This window comes from Pseudomonas sp. K5002, from assembly GCF_013386655.1.
GTDB lineage: Bacteria > Pseudomonadota > Gammaproteobacteria > Pseudomonadales > Pseudomonadaceae > Aquipseudomonas.
The window spans coordinates 1-904 of sequence record NZ_JACARK010001346.1 but is presented as its reverse complement, the minus strand read 5'-3'; the positions used below and the strand labels follow the sequence as shown (position 1 = coordinate 904).

Here is a 904-nt window from a genome sequence, read left to right as displayed (position 1 = left end):
GCTCGGCAGCGGCGATGTCCGGCCGACGCTGCAACAGCGTAGACGGTACACCGGTGGGCACGCCGGGCAAGGCGATATCCGCGACGCTTGGGGCAATCGTGTAGGTCGATGCGGACTCACCCAGCATCGCCGCTATCGAGTGTTCAAGCACTGCACGCTGCACCAAATTCTGGCTCAGCTGCGACTTGACCGTCGACAGTTGGGTACGCGCCCGCGCCACGTCCAGCCCGGAGACGATACCGCCGCCGTGCAAGCCTTCGGTCAGGCTCAAAGCCTTGGCATAGGCATCGCTGGTTTCCTGCAGCAACTGGTCTTGCCGGTCGATGCCACGCAGGCGGATGTAGCTGTCGGCCAATTGCGCCTGCAAGCTCAGACGCACCGAAGCCAGGTCCGCCTTGGCGGCCTGGGCGTCGCTGGTGCCGGCGGCAACGGTGTCGCGCACACGGCCCCAGAGGTCGACTTCATAGTCCAGTTCGACCCCCACTGTCCCGGAATCGTAAACATTCGGCGGGCTGGCCGAGCGCAGTGGCCGGGTGTCCGACTGGCGAATGCGCTGGGCATTGCTGGAACCGATCAGCTTTGGAAACAGCCCGGATTGCGCCTGGGCCAAAAACGCCTGGGCCTGGGAATAGTGAGCCAGTGCCGCGCTCAAGTCCGGGTTGCTTTGCAGCAACTGCTGCTCCATCGCATCCAGTTGCGGGTCCTTGTAGATGTGCCACCAACCGTCGCGACTCGCCTGGTCGTTCGGCGTGCCGACGGTCCACGGTCCCTGGGTATGGAACTGCGCGGCGATGGGTACCTCCGGCACGTCCAGCGGTGGCGCAAGATGGCAGGCGCCCAGGCCCAGGGTCGCGACCAATACCAGGCAAGTGCGCTTAGCCATGGGGTTTGGCCTCCACGGGAT

The 904-nt window shown here is 65.0% G+C and carries 1 protein-coding gene; it reads right to left on the bottom strand.

What is annotated here, in order from left to right; all coding sequences use genetic code 11:
• The coding region (locus HX846_RS36240; protein WP_178967350.1) for a TolC family protein at positions 1–883 on the bottom strand (883 nt) is incomplete at its 3' end.
• Between the last annotated feature and the right edge of the window lie 21 nt (positions 884–904).